Source organism: Microvirgula sp. AG722, assembly GCF_003269145.1.
Taxonomy (GTDB): Bacteria; Pseudomonadota; Gammaproteobacteria; order Burkholderiales; family Aquaspirillaceae; genus Microvirgula; species Microvirgula aerodenitrificans.
The window spans coordinates 271,579-288,800 of sequence record NZ_QLTJ01000002.1; the positions used below are offsets into that span (position 1 = coordinate 271,579).

Annotated in this window: 19 protein-coding genes; 4 read left to right on the forward strand and 15 right to left on the reverse strand. The window is 66.0% G+C overall.

Translation table 11 applies throughout. The features are described from left to right. Window positions 1-26: 26 nt before the first annotated feature. Entirely contained in the window at window positions 27-347 is a 321-nt protein-coding gene (locus tag DFO50_RS04910; protein ID WP_107889414.1) for a helix-turn-helix transcriptional regulator, read from the reverse strand. 199 nt (window positions 348-546) lie between these two features. Here DFO50_RS04910 and DFO50_RS04915 point away from each other — a divergent pair, with 199 nt between their 5' ends. After that, window positions 547-1,164: a helix-turn-helix transcriptional regulator gene (locus DFO50_RS04915; protein WP_107889413.1), complete on the forward strand. Its 618-nt coding sequence runs from the start codon at window positions 547-549 to the stop codon at window positions 1,162-1,164. A gap of 117 nt (window positions 1,165-1,281) precedes the next feature. Continuing rightward, the gene (locus tag DFO50_RS04920) at window positions 1,282-1,941 is read left to right on the forward strand and encodes a helix-turn-helix transcriptional regulator (protein WP_028497700.1); all 660 of its coding nucleotides are present in this window, start codon (window positions 1,282-1,284) and stop codon (window positions 1,939-1,941) included. Window positions 1,942-1,945: 4 nt separating this feature from the next. Here DFO50_RS04920 and corA read toward each other — a convergent pair whose 3' ends face one another. From corA to DFO50_RS04965, 9 genes are all read right to left on the reverse strand, one after another. After that, complete coding sequence (corA, locus tag DFO50_RS04925) at window positions 1,946-3,043, reverse strand: magnesium/cobalt transporter CorA (protein ID WP_107889412.1); 1,098 nt, start codon at window positions 3,041-3,043, stop codon at window positions 1,946-1,948. 69 nt (window positions 3,044-3,112) lie between these two features. Beyond that, window positions 3,113-4,624: a Ppx/GppA phosphatase family protein gene (locus DFO50_RS04930; protein ID WP_112692146.1), complete on the reverse strand. Its 1,512-nt coding sequence runs from the start codon at window positions 4,622-4,624 to the stop codon at window positions 3,113-3,115. Window positions 4,625-4,801: 177 nt separating this feature from the next. Then, window positions 4,802-5,503: a phosphate signaling complex protein PhoU gene (gene phoU, locus DFO50_RS04935; RefSeq protein ID WP_028497697.1), complete on the reverse strand. Its 702-nt coding sequence runs from the start codon at window positions 5,501-5,503 to the stop codon at window positions 4,802-4,804. A 146-nt stretch (window positions 5,504-5,649) separates the two neighbouring features. Beyond that, on the reverse strand, window positions 5,650-6,312 hold the full coding sequence (rpiA, locus tag DFO50_RS04940) for a ribose-5-phosphate isomerase RpiA (RefSeq protein WP_028497696.1): 663 nt from the start codon (window positions 6,310-6,312) through the stop codon (window positions 5,650-5,652). 89 nt (window positions 6,313-6,401) lie between these two features. Next, a complete protein-coding gene (gene ispF / locus DFO50_RS04945; protein ID WP_036384690.1) occupies window positions 6,402-6,896 on the reverse strand; it encodes a 2-C-methyl-D-erythritol 2,4-cyclodiphosphate synthase in 495 nt (164 codons plus the stop codon). A 13-nt stretch (window positions 6,897-6,909) separates the two neighbouring features. Continuing rightward, the gene (ispD, locus tag DFO50_RS04950) at window positions 6,910-7,605 is read right to left on the reverse strand and encodes a 2-C-methyl-D-erythritol 4-phosphate cytidylyltransferase (RefSeq protein ID WP_028497694.1); all 696 of its coding nucleotides are present in this window, start codon (window positions 7,603-7,605) and stop codon (window positions 6,910-6,912) included. Further along, window positions 7,602-8,327: a DNA polymerase III subunit epsilon gene (gene dnaQ / locus DFO50_RS04955; RefSeq protein WP_028497693.1), complete on the reverse strand. Its 726-nt coding sequence runs from the start codon at window positions 8,325-8,327 to the stop codon at window positions 7,602-7,604. Before dnaQ ends, ispD begins: the two co-directional genes overlap by 4 nt. Before the next feature lie 26 nt (window positions 8,328-8,353). Beyond that, on the reverse strand, window positions 8,354-8,803 hold the full coding sequence (gene rnhA, locus DFO50_RS04960; RefSeq protein ID WP_112692147.1) for a ribonuclease HI: 450 nt from the start codon (window positions 8,801-8,803) through the stop codon (window positions 8,354-8,356). Continuing rightward, complete coding sequence (locus DFO50_RS04965) at window positions 8,793-9,527, reverse strand: class I SAM-dependent methyltransferase (RefSeq protein ID WP_107889410.1); 735 nt, start codon at window positions 9,525-9,527, stop codon at window positions 8,793-8,795. The genes rnhA and DFO50_RS04965 overlap by 11 nt, the downstream gene beginning before the upstream one ends. A gap of 30 nt (window positions 9,528-9,557) precedes the next feature. Here DFO50_RS04965 and gloB point away from each other — a divergent pair, with 30 nt between their 5' ends. Then, window positions 9,558-10,331 (forward strand): hydroxyacylglutathione hydrolase, encoded by a 774-nt coding sequence (gene gloB, locus DFO50_RS04970; RefSeq protein WP_112692148.1) that lies wholly within the window; start codon window positions 9,558-9,560, stop codon window positions 10,329-10,331. A gap of 265 nt (window positions 10,332-10,596) precedes the next feature. Continuing rightward, the gene (locus DFO50_RS04975; RefSeq protein ID WP_112692149.1) at window positions 10,597-12,495 is read left to right on the forward strand and encodes a LysM peptidoglycan-binding domain-containing protein; all 1,899 of its coding nucleotides are present in this window, start codon (window positions 10,597-10,599) and stop codon (window positions 12,493-12,495) included. A 94-nt stretch (window positions 12,496-12,589) separates the two neighbouring features. On the opposite strand, the gene DFO50_RS04980 is transcribed toward DFO50_RS04975, so the two are convergent. From DFO50_RS04980 to lapB, 5 genes are read right to left on the reverse strand one after another with little or no spacing between them, the layout of a single operon-like run. Next, window positions 12,590-13,234, reverse strand: coding sequence for an MBL fold metallo-hydrolase (locus DFO50_RS04980; RefSeq protein WP_084299701.1), 645 nt, complete (start codon window positions 13,232-13,234; stop codon window positions 12,590-12,592). Continuing rightward, complete coding sequence (gene rfaD, locus DFO50_RS04985) at window positions 13,234-14,223, reverse strand: ADP-glyceromanno-heptose 6-epimerase (RefSeq protein WP_028497687.1); 990 nt, start codon at window positions 14,221-14,223, stop codon at window positions 13,234-13,236. Before rfaD ends, DFO50_RS04980 begins: the two co-directional genes overlap by 1 nt. Before the next feature lie 48 nt (window positions 14,224-14,271). After that, window positions 14,272-15,237, reverse strand: coding sequence for a D-glycero-beta-D-manno-heptose-7-phosphate kinase (rfaE1, locus tag DFO50_RS04990; protein ID WP_051528592.1), 966 nt, complete (start codon window positions 15,235-15,237; stop codon window positions 14,272-14,274). A 14-nt stretch (window positions 15,238-15,251) separates the two neighbouring features. After that, window positions 15,252-15,983: an orotidine-5'-phosphate decarboxylase gene (gene pyrF, locus DFO50_RS04995; RefSeq protein WP_051528591.1), complete on the reverse strand. Its 732-nt coding sequence runs from the start codon at window positions 15,981-15,983 to the stop codon at window positions 15,252-15,254. Between the two features lie 13 nt (window positions 15,984-15,996). Further along, the gene (gene lapB, locus DFO50_RS05000; protein ID WP_028497685.1) at window positions 15,997-17,166 is read right to left on the reverse strand and encodes a lipopolysaccharide assembly protein LapB; all 1,170 of its coding nucleotides are present in this window, start codon (window positions 17,164-17,166) and stop codon (window positions 15,997-15,999) included. Between the last annotated feature and the right edge of the window lie 56 nt (window positions 17,167-17,222).

Below are 17,222 nucleotides of genomic sequence, written 5' to 3' on the forward strand. Positions count from 1 at the left end.
CGTGCCGGGACGCCCCGCCCGTTCCGTCACACCCGTCCCTTGTCCATCCCGTCGCCATGATTGCCCTCCCGCAGCGGTGACTGACTGACCGTTCTTGGTCGCAGAACGCGCTTGCCATTAACATCCCAGCGGTCCGGCCACAGCTCGCACAGCGGGATGCCAAGGAAAGCCGCGATGACGATTTCACCGGAGCGTACCGGCCGACGCAATGCGTTGCGAACGTTGGCGGATGGCAGGTGATGCTCCCGCGCCAGATCCGCCATGCTTTTGCCGCGTTTCCTGATGGCCGCCTTGACGTCTTCCGGGTGCCAGTACCGGGGTGTGTCGTTCGTGTTCAGGTTTGTCATGTGGATTTTCTCAATCCGGCCATTTGCCGTATAAGTTAGCGTTCGGGATCAACTGAGAATCCAGTTGACCATATTCGGCCTTCTCTGCATCCAAATTCGCAATATAGCGAATGCAGTGACGGCAGTACATTCGCCAACCCTTCACAGAGGACAAGTGTGCTAACGACGCCACACCCAACCGTTAGCGCCAGACAACCGGATGAACAGAAAACTGAAGAATCCCGAATTTGTGCAACGCGTGAAATGGCTGATCGATACCCGTTACGACGGCATTCCGGCCCGGCTCAGCGACGCCACCGGCGTCTCGAAGGCCGGCCTGTCGAAGATTCTCAATTCGGGAACGCAGCCGTTTTCCCGCACGGTGACCAAGCTGGTGGAGGGCACTGGCTGCACGCGCGACTGGCTGCTCGATGGGGATGGCGAGCCGTTCCCGGGTGAGCCCCGCCTGCCGGCCATGGCAATGAGCGATGCTTTGGCGGCGACGCCGGCCGAGTCGTGGCAGCAGCGCTGCTTTATCGAACTCTATGGCCATGTATGCGCGATGTCGGGAGCGCTGCCGGTGGCAATCGAGCCTGAACGTCTTGCCCGGGGCATCGCTGTCGCCACCCGCACGGCGATGCCGGACAGCCAGCTGGAACCCGTCGCACTGGAGACGGCCATTGTCGTGGTTGAAACCAGGCTGGCGCAGCGGGCGTTGCGCCTGACGGCCGAACAGCGGGCGGTGATGGCACTGAGCTGCTACCAGTTGAACGCACTGGCCGGCGGCTCGTCGTTTGACGATATCCTGCGCGTGTTGCTGGAAGACCACGTCCGTTGACGGCGTCCCTGCGTCCGATTGGTTTTTTCACGCCGCATGAGTTAGCGTTCGGGACCGAATGCCGGTGAGTGCGAACACACCACCGGCTCCCCGTTCACCCGTGGGTAACCGTAGCCGATGATCCAGAAACTGAAAAACCCCGAGTTCGTGCAGCGGGTGCAATGGCTGATCGACACCCGTTTCGACGGCATTCCCGCCCGGCTCAGCGAGTCCAGCGGCGTATCCCGGGCCGGTCTGTCAAAAATCCTCAATGAGGGTACGCGGCCGTTCGCCCGCACCGTGACCAAGCTGGTGAATGCTGCCGGCTGCAGCCGGGACTGGCTGGTCGATGGGGTTGGCGACGCATTTCCCGCGCCGGCCGACACGACGCTGTGCGAGACGCGGGCAAGTTACGGTCCGTTGCCGGCACCGGACGCCGGCCTGCCGGAACGGCAGCGCTTCATCCGCATCTATTCCCATGTCAGCGCGCTGACCCGGGCGCTGCCGGTCGAGACCACGCCGGAGCGGCTGGCCAGGACCATCGCCATTGCCGCCCATGCGGCGACGCCGGCCGAAGTCGGGCTGGATGTTGCGGCGCTCGAATCGACCATTGTCGCCGTGGAAAAGGCACTGGTGCAGTACGGCATCGCGCTCGATGCCGAACAGCGCGCCATCATCACGCTGAATCTGCGCCAGCTCGACCTGCTGACCGGCGGCCGCTTCTTCGATCACATTCTGGCCGCCCTGCTCGATGGTCATCCACGGCAGGCGGATGCGGAGATCGAACCCGCATCATGAGCGGCTACAGCCAGCGCCGGCGCCAGAACACCCAGCCCATGACCATGGCAATGCCGATCATCACGCTCCAGACCAGGAAATAGCCGTAGCGCCAGTGCAGTTCCGGCATGAATTCGAAGTTCATGCCATACACGCCGACGATGAAGGTCAGCGGCATGAACAGGGTCGAGACCACGGTCAGGAAGCGCATTTCGCGATTCAGGCGGTTCGACTGGTTGGACTGGTACAGCTCGACCATGTCGCTGATCAGATCGCGCAACAGGTCCAGCGATTCGATCAGCTGGGTCGCATGGTCGTAGACATCACGCAGGAAGATCCGCGTATTGTCCTGCACCAGGTCATGGTCGCCGCGCACCAGGGTATTGATCGCCTCGCGCAACGGCCACATCGCCCGCCGCAGCTCGAGCGCGTCGAGCTTCAGTCCGCGGATGCGGTGCAGTGCGCCGCCGTCGATCGGCATGCCGGCCAGCAGCATGTCGTCGAGCTGGTCGGTCTGGTCGGCAAAGCGGTCCAGGGTGATGAAGTAATAGTCGACCACGGCATCCAGTAGCGCATAGGCGAGGTAGTCCGGCCCGTACTTGCGCGCCTGGCCCTTGCCGGTCCGCAGCCGCTCGCGCAGTGCCTCGAAGCGGCCGGTCGGCCGTTCCTGCACGCTGAGCACGAAGTCGCGGCCGAGCACGATGCTGATCTGGTCGCTGTCGAGTTCCCCGTCGCCGTTCAGGCCGAAGGTGCGGGTGACAATGAACAGGTAGTCGCCGTAGTCCTCGACCTTGGGCCGCTGCTGGGTGTTCAGCATGTCCTCGACCACCAGCGGGTGCAGCTTGTAGCGGCGCCCGATCTCCTCGAGCACGGACGGGTTCTGCAGCCCGTACACATTCAGCCACTGCACGCCATTTTCCAGCGGCGGCTGGGTGCGGCTTTCGTTGACGGCCTCCAGTCCGGTCTGCCGGTAATCGGTGTCGTTGTATTCGATCAGGGCCAGCGACGGCGCATCGGTGCGCACGGCGCCGATATGTGCCAGGGTGCCGGCCTCCTGGCCAACCTTGACCAGTCGCGCCTTGCCCGGGCGGCGATGCTTGCGTTTGTAGCGCGAATCCGTCATGCGTACTCCAGCGGAACGTCAGCCTGCCACCCTGCCACGGACCACGCGCCGGCGCCAGCCCGGAAATGCTCAGGCCAGCAGTTTGCGATCGTCCTGCCCGCGCACGGTCAGCTGGAAACCGATGTCCTTCCAGCCGCTGGCTTCCTCGCGCAGTGCGCTGGCCGTCATCGGATGGCTGTCCAGCCAGTCGGCGTCCAGAACCACCCGGAACTGGCGTGGCGCGACGGTGCTGAAGTGCAGGTTCTCCGGCAGCGTCAGGTCGCGACGGCTGCGCGAGAACAGGGCCGCCAGCCGCAGCGACACGATCACCGGCCACAGGCTGTCGTCGGTGACCTGCGACAGCAGTTTGCCGAGCGAGCCGCGATGGGCCAGGATCAGCGTCGCCAGCACCTTCTGCTCCTGGCGGGAAAAGCCGGGCATGTCGGCATTCTCGACGATATATGCCGAATGCTTGTGGTAACCGGTGTGCGAGATATCGAGCCCGATCTCGTGCAGCGCCGCCGCCCAGCCCAGTTCGCGTTTCCAGTCCGGCGCCGCCTCCTGCCCGGCCGACAGCCCGGCCAGCACGTGATGGGCCACCCGGGCCACGCGCGTGGCCTGCACGGTGTCGACATGGTAGCGGCGCATCATCTGCGCCACGCTGTCGGCACGCGGGTCGCGCTCGTCCTGGCGACCGAGCAGGTCGTACAGCACGCCGTCGCGCAGGGCGCCGAGCGTAACGTCCATGCGCTGGATACCGAGTTCCTCGAATACTGCCAGCATGATCGACAGCCCCCCCGGCAGGACCGGGGCGCGATCGCCGCGCAGGCCGTTCAGGTGGGCGGCTTTCAGGCTGCCGGCGCGGATCAGTTCGGCGCGCAGCTTTTCCATGCCGTCCAGGGTGATGCCTTCGCTGGAGAAATCGGACTGTTCGAGGATGTCGCGCAGCGAACGCGCAGTGCCGGAAGTGCCGATGGCGAGCTGCCACTGGTCGGGGCCGAATTCGGCGGCGATGCGCTGGATCTGGTCGCGCGCGGCCACCACCGCATCCTTGAAGTTGTGCCGGGTCAGACGACCGTCGGGGAAGAAGCGCAGGCTGTAGCTGACACAGCCAAGGTTCAGGCTTTCGGTCTTCAGCGACCGCATGCCCTGGCCGACAATGAACTCGGTCGAGCCGCCACCGATATCGACCACCAGCCGCTTTTCCTGGCTGGCCGGCAGGCTGTGCGCCGCACCGAGATAAATCAGGCGCGCTTCTTCGCGGCCGGCGATGATTTCGATCGGAAAGCCGAGCAGCCGTTCCGCCCTGGCGATGAACAAGGCGGCATCCCTGGCAACGCGCAGGGTATTGGTGCCGACCACGCGCACCCGGTCAGGGTGGAAACCGCGCAGGCGTTCGCCAAAGCGGGCCAGACAGGCCAGCGCACGGTCGGCGATGTCCTGGTCGAGTTCGCCGGAAGGCAGCAGCGCGCCACCAAGGCGGACGGTGTCCTTCAGCGAGTCCAGCGGGTACAGCATGCCGTCCATCACGCGGACGATTTGCAGGCGAAAACTGTTCGAGCCGAGATCGACGGCGGCGAGGGTGTCAAACGATGCGGTCATCTGGGCGGCGCTGGCAGGGAAAGGAAGGAAAGCGACACGGTGCGCCGCAGGGGGTCTGCCGGCGACACCGGGCAACACGGGCAGGGGCGGACCGGATGGCCCGACCCTGGCCGCGCTATTGTCACACAGCTGGCGGGAACCGGCAGCAAGCCGCTACCGGTTGCCACCGGGAAAGGCCTACAGACCTTCGCGCTCGACGTCCTCGAGCGAGGTGTGACGGATGTCCTTGCCCTTGACCAGGTACACCACGTATTCGGAGATGTTCTTGGCATGGTCACCGATGCGCTCGATCGCCTTGGCGATAAAGATGGTGTCCAGCGACATGGTGATGGTGCGCGGGTCTTCCATCATGAAGGTGATCAGCTGGCGCAGGCTGGCGCTGAAGTCCTCGTCGAGCTGACGGTCCTGGCGGGCCACGTCCAGCGCGCCGTAGACGTCGAGACGGGCAAAGGCATCCAGCACGCGGCGCAGCATCACCAGCGCGACATTGGCCATCTTCTCGATTTCGCGCAGGCGCGGCACCTGGACCCGCTCGTCTTCCAGCATTTTCTTGCCGACGCGCGCGATCTTCTGCGCCTCGTCACCGATGCGCTCAAGATCGGTAATGGTCTTGATCACGGTGATGACCATGCGCAAGTCGCTGGCCGCCGGCTGGCGACGGGCGATGATGTGCTGACACTCCTCGTCGATCCCCACCTCCATCGCATTCACATGCACGTCGTCGGCGACGACGCGGCCCAGTGTCTCGATGTCACCGTCAATCAGCGCCTGCATGGCACTGCTGATCTGTTGTTCGACCAGTCCCCCCATCTGCAGCACGCGGGTGCGGATGGTTTCGAGTTCCATGTCGAACTGCTTGGATATATGTTCTTTTGGCATTATCGCGCTCTTCGGTTTGCCCAGCGTCAGCAGACGAGTGTATTGCCCTGCCGTGACATCGGTATGACAGGCCGTTGTAACGGACCGGGCCGGCGCAGGTCATGCAGACACTGCCCCGGCCCGGTCCAGCGACATGATATCGGCGCTTACTCGAGAACCTGTACCGTGCCATCGGCACGGCCGAGCAGCAGCACGTCGGCATGACGGCGGGCAAACAGGCCGCAGCAGATCACGCCCGGAATGTGGTTGATGGTTTCTTCCATCTCCACCGGCGCCATGATGTTCAGCCCGTGCACGTCGAGGATGATGTTGCCGTTGTCGGTCACGTAGTCCTGCCGCCATTCCGGATGACCGCCCAGCTTGACCAGCTTGCGTGCGACCAGGCTGCGCGCCATCGGCAGGACTTCCACCGGCAGCGGGAATGCGCCGAGCTTCTGTACCAGCTTGGCCTCATCGGCGATGCAGACCAGCTGTCTGGATGCGGCGGCAACGATCTTCTCGCGCGTCAGCGCACCGCCACCGCCCTTGATCATGTGCAGGTGATGGTTGATTTCGTCGGCGCCATCGATATACACCTCGAGGTCGCCAACCGAGTTCAGTTCGTAGACCGGGATGCCGATCGCCTTCAGCCGGGCGGTGGTCGCCTCGGAACTGGATACGGCACCGTCGATGCGGTCCCTGATTGTGGCCAGCTCGTCGATCAGGAAATTGACGGTGGAACCGGTGCCGACGCCGATGATGGCGTTGTCCGGAATGTACTGCACTGCCTTCTTGGCCGCAGCCATCTTCATTTGGTCTTGGGTTTTCATGCTGACGTCTCCGTTGCAGATAGCAGGATTATCCCATAGCCGGGCGCCAACGGCCCACCGGATCGCAGCGGGCGGGCCGGACCGTGCAGTTACTTGCCGCTACGGTGCGACAGCAGGCATACCGCCTCGGCGGCGATGCCCTCTTCACGTCCCAGATGGCCAAGCCGCTCGCTGGTCTTGGCCTTGACGTTCACATTGTCGGGCGGGACGCCAAGGTCGGCCGCCAGGTTCGCGCGCATGCGGTTCACGTACGGGGCCAGCTTCGGTGCCTGGGCAATCACGGTGCAGTCGATGTTGACCACGTCGAAACCGGCCGCCCGCACCCGCTGAACCGCTTCGCGCAGCAGCACCCGACTGTCCGCTCCCTTGAAATCTAGGTCAGTATCGGGGAAATGGCGGCCAATATCGCCAAGCCCGGCCGCGCCGAACAGCGCGTCGGTCACGGCATGACACAACGCGTCGGCATCGGAATGACCATCAAGGCCCCGGTCATGCGGAATGATCACGCCGCCGAGAATCAGCTTGCGGCCTTCGACCAGCCGGTGGACATCCCAGCCCTGTCCGATGCGGAAAGGTATTGTCATCGCGTTTCTCCCGTCATTCGACCCGCCCGCCCCGCTCCGCGGCCAGGATGGCGCGCGCCAGCGGCAGATCATGCGGCCAGGTCACTTTCAGATTCATGGTATCCCCTTCGACCAGCCGCGGCGACAGTCCCAGCCGTTCGACGGCACTGGCCTCGTCGGTCACACCGGCATCCAGCTCACCGCCCAGCGCCCGTGCCAGCAGGCCGGCGCGGAACATCTGCGGCGTCTGCGCCTGCCACAGGCCATCGCGCGCCACGGTGGCGGCAACGCGCAGCCCGCCGTCAGCCCGTTTCAGCGTGTCGGCCACCGGCACCGCCAGCAGGCCGCCGACCTCGTCGTCGTCCAGCGTGTCGATCAGCCGTGCCAGCGCGGCGGCCGGCAGACAGCAGCGGGCGGCATCGTGGACCAGCACCCAGTCGCCGGCGTCCGCCGCCAGCACCGCCAGTCCGTTGCGCACGCTTTCGGCGCGCGACGGGCCACCGACGCGGAGCACGGCCAGCCGGCGATCTTCCGGCCAGGCGAAGGTATCGAACCAGCCGTCATCCGCCGCCAGGACCAGGACGATGCGGTCGAGGCGCGGCTCGGCCAGCAGGCGTGCCAGCGTGTGCGCCAGCAGCGGCCGGCCGGCCAGTTCCAGATACTGCTTCGGCCGCCCGGCGCCCATGCGGCTGCCGCCGCCGGCGGCCGGCACCAGGGCAATGCGGCTCACGACGCGTCGGCGCCGGCCGGCGCGTCCAGCGGCTCGTAGTCGCGCCATACGCAGGCGCCGCCGGCCTTCTTGTCCAGCCGCGCCAGCATCGCCTCATGCCCGGCCTGCTCGGCCGCGCTGGCGCGCTGCACGATCAGCGGCTTGCGCGCGCCGAGCGACAGGTCGTTGCTGCTGTCACTGTCGGTCTCGATCGCCATTTCCAGGCTTTCCTGACCACGGGTCAGCGCCAGATAGACTTCGGCCAGCAGCTCGCAGTCGATCAGCGCGCCGTGCAGGGTCCGGTTGCTGCGGTCGATCTCGAAGCGGTCGCACAGGGCATCGAGGTTGTTGCGCTTGCCGGGAAAGACCTCGCGCGCCATCGCCAGGGTGTCGATCACACCACCGGCCACGCTGCGGGTCTTCGGCAGCCGCACCCGCTCGAACTCGGCATCGAGAAAGCCGATGTCGAACGCCGCGTTGTGGATGATCAGTTCGGCATCACGCAGGAAGTCGGCAATCTCGCCGGCCACCTGCTTGAACACCGGCTTGCCTTCGAGCATGTCGAGGCTGATGCCGTGCACGCGCTGCGCATCCGGATCGATGTCGCGCTGCGGGTGGATATAGAAGTGGCAGTGCCTGCCGGTCAGCTTGCGGTTGACCATTTCCAGCCCGGCCACTTCGATCAGGCGGTGTTCGCGCGGATCGAGGCCGGTGGTTTCGGTGTCGAGGATGATTTGTCGCATGGGGGTCCTGTGCGCCGGTCCGGCCATCAGCGCGAGCGTTCGCTGACGCCGCGATTGGCCAGCTGGTCGGCGCGTTCATTGAATTCGTGGCCGGCGTGGCCCTTGACCCAGCGCCAGTCGATGTCGTGCGGCTGCCGGGCGGCATCCAGTTGCTGCCACAGGTCGGCATTCTTGACCGGTTCCTTGCTGGCGGTCTTCCAGCCGCGCGCCTTCCAGCCCTTGATCCACTCGCTGATGCCCTTCTGCACGTACTGCGAATCGGTGTACAGCACGATGCGGCACGGCCGCTTCAGGCATTTCAGCGCTTCGATGACCGCCATCATTTCCATGCGGTTGTTGGTGGTCATCGGCTCGCCGCCGAACAGTTCCTTCTCCTGGCCGCGATAGATCAGCAGCGCGCCCCAGCCGCCGGGGCCGGGATTGCCCTTGCAGGCGCCGTCGGTATAGATGTCGATATGTTCTGGTTCAGTCTGCAATGTCGTCTTTCAGCATTTCATTCGGGGTCATGGCCGGGCGCTTGGCGCGGGTGACGGCAATCAGTGGCTGGGCCAGCACTTTCCAGCGCGGCATGATCAGGCGCATGCCGCGCACGCGCTTGACCGCCTCCAGCGCATAGACGCCGCTGGCGACCGGCCACCAGCGATCGCCGGCATCTTCCATGAAGGCGAAGCGGCCCCGCCACTTGTCGGAGGCCAGCGGCGGCGCGTAGCACAGGAAGGCGCCGCCGGCGATATCGAAATTCAGCAGCTCGAGCCAGTCCTTCAGCCGGCCGAGGCTCAGGAAGTTGCCGTTCCACGGCGACGGCGCGCGGGTCAGTACCCGACGCACGCCAAACAGCGAGACCGGGTTGAAGCCGGTCAGCAACAAACGCCCTTCCGGCACCAGCACCCGCTCGACCTCCCTGAGCACCTCGTGCGGATGCGACGTAAAATCGAGGGTATGCGGCATCAGGACCAGGTCGAGACTCTGTGCGGCGAACGGCAGCTGTGCCGGATCGGCGACAATGTCGGCATCGGGCCGCAGGCCGACCACGCGCTGCCATGGAATCCGGTTGTCGCGCAGGAACGGCTGGTCGGCAAAGCCGATCTGGATCGCACGATAGCCAAAGGCATCCGCAACCGCCTGGTCAAAATAGGCCTGTTCGCGCGCCATCACATACTGGCCCAGCGGCGACGCCAGCCACTCTTTCAATCCGGGCATCCGCCCACTCCTTGTAGCAAAGGGCTCGTCATGGTCGACGTCACTCCGGTTCCCGCCTTCAGCAGCAATTATATCTGGGTTCTGCACCGCGCCCAGACCGCAGTCGCAGTCGACCCCGGCGATGCCGCGCCGTTGCTCGACCATCTTGCCGGCGCCGGGCTGGTGCTGGACGCGGTACTGATCACCCATCATCACGCCGATCATGTTGGCGGATTGCCGGCGCTGCAGGCGAGATTCCCCGCCCTGACGGTCTGCGGGCCGGCCGGCGTGGCCGGCGTCACCCACCCGCTGGCGGACGGCGACCGGGTGGAACTGGCCGCGCTCGGGCTCAGCCTGGACGTACTGGCAGTGCCCGGCCACACGCTCGATCACCTGGCCTATGCCGGCGCAGGCTGGCTGTTCTGTGGCGACACGCTGTTCGCCGCCGGCTGCGGCCGGCTGTTCGAGGGCACGCCGGCGCAGATGCTGGCGTCGCTGACGCGGCTGGCCGCACTGCCTGATGACACCCGCATCGCCTGTGCCCATGAATACACGCTGGACAACCTGCGTTTCGCACTGGCGGTCGAGCCGGACAACCCGGCACTGCATGCCCGTCTCCGCCGCGACCAGGCCAGCCGCGATGCCGGCCTGCCGACCCTGCCCTCGACGCTGGCGCAGGAACGCGACACCAATCCGTTCCTGCGCGTCCGCGTGCCGTCAGTGCAGGCCGCCGCCGCGCGTCAGACCGGCGAGCCGGCGACCGATGACGGGCTGGCGACCTTCACCACGCTGCGGCGCTGGAAAGACCGGTTCCAGGCCGGATAGCCCCGGTTTCGCCCGCCACGCCCACGGCATGAAATGACCGTCCGGCGGATATTCCGGCGGAATGAATTGCGTAAATTCAACCGCCAACAGTTCAAATCGGGACAAACCCGCTGAAACTATTGACATTTCCTGTTGACGATCCTTCCGGCGAGCGCATACGATTCCCGCTAATTTTGTATCAATCCTTTACAGGGGACCTCCAAAAACCGACGCGCGCACCGTGCGGCCGGCTTTTGAAGGTGCCCTTCACATCGGGCCGGGCACGATGAAACACACACTGAAGCTGGCATTGTCGCTGGCGTTCGCAGGCGGCCTTGCCGGCCAGGCACACGCGGAGTTCGACAACCTGTCCTATTCCTCCGGGCAGGCGATGATGCAGCAGAACAACATCCTGCTGCGCAATGGCGACGATGTCTGGCAGCGCATCCGCGAAGGCTTCCAGATGGATGAAGTCAACGCCGATCTGGTCCGCCGTTTCGAACGCCAGTACGCCGCCAATCCGGCCGGCATCGAACGCACGCTGGGCCGCAGTCACAAATACCTGTTCCATATCATCAACGAAGTCGAAAAGCGCGGCATGCCGACCGAGCTGGCCCTGCTGCCGGTGGTCGAAAGCGCCTTCGTCCCGCAGGCGGAATCGCCGGTCGGCGCAGCCGGCCTGTGGCAGTTCATGCCGGCCACCGGCCGTCATTACGGCCTTGAGCAGACCTGGTGGTACGACGGTCGCCGTGACGTGGTCGGTGCCACCCAGGCAGCGCTGAACTATCTCGAATACCTGCACGGCCTGTTCGGCGACTGGTCGCTGGCGCTGGCGGCCTACAACTGGGGCGAGGGCAATGTCAGTCGCGCCCAGGAACGCAACCGCGCCCAGGGCCTGCCGGACGACTTCGAGCACATCCGCATGCCGGCCGAGACGCGCAACTATGTGCCGAAGCTGATTGCCGTGCGCAATGTGCTGTCCGACCCGAAGCGCTACAACGTCGCGCTGAACAAATTCCCGAACCGTCCGTACTTCGTCGCCGTCAGCACCGGCAAGCATATCGACATCGACGTGGCGGCCAAACTCGCCAATGTGCCGGAAGCCGAGCTGAAAACGCTGAACCCCGGCTACAAGCGCCCGCTGCTCGCCTACAAGAACGGCCGCCAGTTGCTGATTCCGGTCGACCACTTCGACCGCTTCGAGAAGAACCTGGCCAGCTGGGACAAGCCGCTGTCGCAGTGGCAGGCCGTGGTCGCCCAGGATGGCGACACGCCTGACGTGGTGGCCGAACGCTACAACATGACCGTGGCCGAGCTGCGCTCGGTCAATGGCGCGCTGGGTGGCCGGCTGCAGGCCGGCCAGCCGCTGCTGGTGGCCCAGCGCGGCAGCAGCGCGGCACCGGCCCTGATTGCCGCCGCCGATCGCGACGACCAGGCCGAGGCCCCGCGCACCGTCGCCGCCCGTCCGGTCAGCGACAGCCCGGCCCGCCCGGTGGTGACCGTTGCCCGTGCGCCGGTCGTGGCCGACAAGGCCCCGGTCATGGCGGCCGCGCCGGTCGCCAGGCCCGCCGTGATGGTCGCCAGCGCCGATACCCGCCCGGCGGCCAGCAGCAGAAGCAGCAGCGCCGTGACCACCGACCTGCCGCCGGCCGTCGATACCGTGGCCTCGCCGCGTCCGTTCGCCGATATCGAGGTCGTGCCGTCTCCGGTCGTCGCCACAGCCGCTTCGGCCGAGGATGCGATCAGCGAAATCGCGTCGATCAGCCCGGCCGTCGATACCGTGGCCCGGACTGAACCGGCCCGCCCGCAGCAGACAGTCGCTGTCGCGACTTCATCACGGCATACGGTCAGCAGCGGCGATACGCTGTATAGCCTGGCCAAACGCTACAACATGAGCGTCGCCCAGCTGCGCGATCTGAACCAGCTGAACGGCAATGCGCTGCAGCTCGGACAGACGCTGCAGGTCGCCGCCGGCAGCAGCAGTGACCTGATCACGGTCGCGGCCAGCAGCGCCGCCGCCCCGCGCACCCAGCAATACCAGTACGTGGTCCAGCGTGGCGATACGCTGTACAGCATCGCCCGCAAGTTCGGTCTTGATCATCAGGACCTGCGCCGCTGGAACGACGAGCGCAAGCTCGCCCGCCTGCAACCGGGCAACCGGGTCACGCTGGTGGTCGGCATCTAGTCGCAGCGGGGCCACCCCGCTTTGCCGCGCCTCGCGTCAGAATGAAAACAGGCCACCGGTTTACCCGGTGGCCTGTTTGTCTTTCATGCCGGCTTCAGCCGAAGCGCTTGTCGGCCACAAACGGATTGTGCCGGCGCTCGTCGCCGAAGGTCGACTCCGGGCCATGGCCGGGAACGAAGCGGATGTCGTCGCCGAGCGGGAACAGCTTGCCGCGAATTGACGCCACCAGGTCATCCTGATTGCCACCGGGAAAGTCGGTACGGCCAACCGAGCCGGCGAACAGCACGTCGCCAACCCAGGCCCGGGCGGCTTCGCGGTCGACAAACACCACGTGGCCGGGGGTATGGCCGGGACAGTGCAGTACATCCAGCGTGCGTTCGCCGACGCGGATGCGGTCGCCCTCGTCCAGCCAGCGGTCCGGCGTCAGCGCCTCGGCCGGCGGGAAGCCGAACATCTCCGCCTGCTGCGGCAGGCCGGTCAGCCAGTACTCGTCGGCGCGATGCGGACCGAGAATCGGCACGTCCAGCGCCGTTGCCAGCGCGGCAGCGGCCCCGACGTGGTCGAGATGGCCATGGGTCAGCAGCACGCGGGTCACCTTGACGTCCAGCGCGTCAATGGTGGCCAGCAGCGTGTCGACATCACCGCCGGGGTCGACCACGGCGGCTTCACGGGTGGCGTCGCACCACAGGATCGAGCAGTTCTGCGCGAACGCGGTGACCGGAACGATGCGGTCGCCCATCAGCGCAACGCGTCCGCGTAGCGGGCCACGCCATCGGCGACGGTCAGGAACTCGTCAGCGTAGCCGGCCGCACGCAGCGCGCCGATATCGGCGCAGGTGTAGCTCTGGTACTTGCCCTTCAGGGCGTCCGGGAAGTCGATGTACTCGACGATGCCGGCGGCGATCATCTGCTCCAGCGTCATTTCTGCCTCACCCTGCTGGCGGCGGCAGGCGTTGACCGCTGCCAGCGCCACATTGTTGAACGGTTCGGCTCGGCCGGTGCCCAGGTTCCAGATGCCGGACGATTCCGGGTGATCGAGGAAGTGCAGGTTGACCCTGACCACGTCTTCCACCGACACGAAGTCACGGCTCTGCATGCCGGCTTCATAGCCATCGTAGCTGCCGAACAGCTTCACCTTGCCCGTGTCGCGATACTGGTTGAAGTGGTGGAAGGCCACCGAAGCCATGCGCCCCTTGTGCTGCTCGCGCGGGCCATAGACGTTGAAGTAGCGGAAGCCGGCGACCTGGGCGGTCAGCCCGTTCTGCATCCGCTTGCGCACGACCTGGTCGAACAGGAATTTCGAGTAGCCGTAGACATTCAGCGGGCTTTCGAAGCCGCGTTCCTCGCGGAACACCTGCCCCCCGCCGTACACCGCCGCACTGGACGCGTACAGCAGCGGGATGGCGTCCTGCTGGCAGTATTCGAGCAGGCTGACCGAATACTGGTAGTTGTTCTCCATCATGAACTTGCCGTTGTGCTCCATGGTGTCGGAGCACGCGCCCTGGTGCAGGATCGCGCGGATCTCGCCGTCCCAGACGCCATCGAGCAGCATCTCGATAAACTGGTCCTTGTCGACGTAATGGGCGATGTCGCAATCGACCAGATTGCGGAATTTGGGGCCATCGGTCAGATCATCGACCGCGATAATGTTGCGTTCGCCGCGCGCATTCAGTGCGTGGACCAGGTTGGCGCCGATAAAGCCTGCGGCACCGGTAACGACGGTATACATGGAGTGCTCCTTCTGGCGCGCCGCGAACGATCGCGACGACGCGTTTGATCAATGACCGAACAGTTCGGACCGTCGGACGACGGCCGTGCCCAGCTTGCCGACCACGATGCCGGCAGCGACATTGGCCACCTGCATCGCCTCGGGCAGCGCCAGCCCGGCGGCGACCATCAGGCCGAGTGTGCCGATCACGGTGTCCCCGGCGCCGGATACGTCGAACACTTCGCGGGCGACGGTCGGCACATTCAGCGGGCCGTCGGCGCGGAACAGGCTCATGCCGTCCTCGCTGCGCGTGACCAGCAGCGCGTCGAGCTGCAGATCGCTGCGGATGCGCTCGGCGCGCGCCGCCAGGTCATGCTCGTCGCGCCACTGTCCCGCCACCTGACGGAATTCGCTGCGGTTCGGCGTCAGCAGCGTGGCACCGGCGTACTTGTCCCATTCATCGCCCTTCGGGTCGATCAGCACCGGCTTGCCGGCAGCGCGGGCCAGTTCGATCATGCGCGTGACGTGGGTCAGGCCCCCCTTGCCGTAGTCGGACAGGATGACCACATCGTGGTCGGCGATCAGGCGGCTGTACTCGTCGAGTTTTTCCGCCAGCACTTCATGGCTGGGCGCATCCTCGAAATCAAGCCGGATCAGTTGCTGCTGGCGGGCGATCACCCGCAGCTTGACCGTAGTGGCGATGCGCGCGTCGCGCCGGAACGACACCGCCACGCCATCGCGTTCCAGCAGGGCAGCCAGGGCATCGGCCGCCTCGTCCTCGCCCACAACCGACAGCAGCGTAGCGTTGCCACCGAGGCTGACGATATTGCGCGCGACGTTGGCCGCGCCACCGGCGCGCTCTTCCATGCGGGCAATGCGCGCCACCGGTACCGGCGCTTCCGGCGAGATGCGCTCGACGTCACCGAACCAGTAGCGGTCCAGCATCACGTCACCGACCACCAGCAGGCGGGCGGCGGACATCCGCGCCATCAGACCGGGTTCGCGCGCCAGCAGCGCGGGAATGAATTCACTCATCGGACGGACTCCGTTCAGGCCAGGCCAAGTTCGGCATGGATGGCGGCCAGCGTCGCCAGCGGATCGGCGGCACGCGTGATCGGCCGGCCGATGACCAGGTAGTCGCTGCCGGCCTGCAGCGCGGCGGACGGGGTCATGACCCGACGCTGGTCATCGGCCACGGCATCGGCCAGGCGGATGCCCGGCGTGACCAGCCTGAACGACTCGCCCAGTGCAGCCTTCAGTTGTGCCGCCTCGAGGGCGGAGCACACCACGCCGTCCAGCCCGCTGTCGCACGCCAGCCGTGCCAACCGTTCGACCTGGGCCGCAGCGCCGTCGTTCAGGCCGATTTCGGCCAGTTCGGCATCACTCATGCTGGTCAGCACGGTCACGCCGATCAGCAGCGGCGGCTGCGACAGGCTGGCCACGGCTTCGCGTGCGGCCTCCATCATTCGCCGGCCGCCGGACGCATGCATGTCGACCATCCACACCCCGAGATCGGCCGCCACGCGGCAGGCGCTGGCCACGGTATTCGGGATGTCGTGGTACTTGAGGTCGAGAAACACGTCGAAGCCGCGCGCGGTCAGCTTGTCGACCAGGTGGCGACCGGATGCGGTGAAGATTTCCTTGCCGATTTTCAGCCGGCACAGGCCCGGCTCCAGCCGGGCGACGAATTCGAGCAGGTCTTTCTCGGCCGGGAAGTCGAGAGCGACGATAACGGGCGACGCGCTGTGCGCGATCGGGGCGGCGGGAGCAAACGGATTCATGGTTGGGCGGCGTTCAGACGGACAGCGACTCGCTGCGGTTCGGAGTCAGGCTTTCCCACTCCCCGCAGGCCGGGCACTTCCAGAAAAAGGTTTTGGAACGGAAATTGCAGTGCTGGCAACGATGCACGCGCAGGCGCTTGGCATGTGACAGCACCACTTCGCGGGCCAGTTCGGCATCCTGCCGGGTGGCCGGGTCCATGGAGCCGAATTTGGCGTCGATCAGTTTGGCAATGCCGGCCAGCGACGGATAGCCGTGCACGGCATCGCGCAGGAACGACAGGCCTTCCCGCTCGCCGCCATGCTGGGCGACCCGCGGATACAGCAGATCGGCCAGGTCGAGCTGCGGATAGGTTTCCAGCCAGCCCCGGACCAGTTTGATGCCGTCAGCGGTCCGGCCCAGCGCGTCATAGGCGCCCAGCACCCGTTCCGCGACCAGGGTCAGGTATTCCGGCTGCTGGTTTTCCAGTGACTGCCAGGCAGTAATCGCGCCTTCGGTGTCACCGGCGGTCAGCAGGATGTCACCATTGAGCAGATACGCTCGCGGGCAGCGGCGATTGGCAGCGAACGCGGCCGCGACTTCCTTGCGGGCCTGTTCCAGATCGGACTTGAACAGCGCAGCCTGGGCCAGCTCGCAATGGAATTCGGCCAGTTCGCGCTGGAACTGTGTCGCGTCGTTGCGCAGCGTCTTCGCCAGCGTGATGGCCCGGTCCCAGTCGCGTTCCTGCTGGTACAGGGCCAGCAGCCGCGAGCGTGCCAGGCTGGCGACGGCGGGCCGGTCGGTCAGCTGGGTAAGGATTTCCTCGGCCCGGTCGACCAGTCCGGCGCGCTGGAAGTCGTCGGCCAGTTCCAGCCGGATCTGGTCATGGGCAGGCTCGGGCAGGTCCGGGTTTTCCAGCAAGCCCTGGTGCAGGCGGATGGCAAGGTCGTTCTCGCCACGGCGGCGGTACAGCTTGCCGAGCGCGATCTGCAGATCCAGCGCACCGGGTTCCTGTCGGGCCACTTCAGCCAGCCGGCGGCTGGCTTCGCTGGTGTCGTCATCGACCAGGGCGGCCAGGCCGCGGAAATAGTTGGTCGGCAGTTTGCGGGCACCGGCGATCACGGCCCGCATGTCGATGCGCGCGGCCAGCCAGCCCAGCGCGAAGAACAGCGGGAAGATCAGCAGCCACCAGAGTTCGAAATCCACCAAGAGGAAGATCCTTAGGAAACGGGAATGACGGAAAGCGCCGGGCCGAAACGGCC